This window comes from Streptomyces jeddahensis (genome assembly GCF_001642995.1).
GTDB lineage: Bacteria > Actinomycetota > Actinomycetes > Streptomycetales > Streptomycetaceae > Streptomyces > Streptomyces jeddahensis.
On record NZ_LOHS01000166.1, the window covers coordinates 1 to 945 of the forward strand.

Sequence of the window (945 nt, forward strand, 5' to 3'; positions counted from 1 at the left end):
CCCCCCCGTGCCGCCCCAGCGGCACGACTGCCCACAGCGGCGGCGGCGCGACTGCCCACAGGCGGGCGCGGCGCCTCAGTCCAAGTAGCCCCTCAGCTGGTCTGCGTAGGTGTGGTCGCGGAGCTTGTTGAGGGTTTTGGACTCGATCTGGCGGATGCGTTCGCGCGTCACGCCGAAGATGCGGCCGATCTCCTCGAGGGTGCGCGGGCGGCCGTCGGCCAGGCCGTAACGGAGCTGGACGACTTTCCGCTCGCGCTCCCCGAGCGTGGACAGCACCGCGTCGAGGTGCTCGCGCAGCAGGAGGAAGGCCGCGGACTCGACGGGGCTCGCCGCGTCGCCGTCCTCGATGAGGTCGCCGAGCGCGACCTCGTCCTCCTCCCCCACGGGGGCGTGCAGCGAGACCGGTTCCTGGGCGAGCCGCAGGACCTCGCTGACCCTCTCGGGCGGCAGGTCGAGATGGGCGGCGACCTCTTCGGGCGTCGGCTCGTACCCGCGCTCCTGGAGCATGCGCCGCTGGACCCGCACCACGCGGTTGATGAGCTCGACTACATGGACTGGTACGCGGATGGTGCGGGCCTGGTCGGCGAGGGCCCGCGACATCGCCTGGCGGATCCACCAGGTGGCGTACGTCGAGAACTTGTAGCCGCGTGCGTAGTCGAACTTCTCGACGGCCCTGATCAGGCCCAGGTTTCCTTCCTGCACCAGGTCCAGCATGGTCAGGCCGCGTCCCACGTACCGCTTGGCGACCGAGACGACGAGCCGCAGGTTCGCCTCAATGAGGCGGCGCTTGGCCATGCGCCCCATGACGACGAGCTTGTCGAGGTCCACGGCGAGCTGGGAGTCGAGGTCGGGCGTCGACCCGAGCTTCTCCTCGGCGAAGAGCCCGGCCTCGACGCGGCGGGCGAGCTCGACCTCCTCGGCGGCGGTGAGCAGGGGGGTGCGGCC

Annotated in this window: 1 protein-coding gene; it reads right to left on the reverse strand. The window is 71.2% G+C overall.

Going from position 1 to position 945, the window contains the following annotated elements; genetic code table 11:
- Positions 1-75: 75 nt before the first annotated feature.
- A partial coding sequence (locus STSP_RS33170; RefSeq protein ID WP_067284741.1) for an RNA polymerase sigma factor occupies positions 76-945 on the reverse strand: 870 nt, incomplete at its 5' end.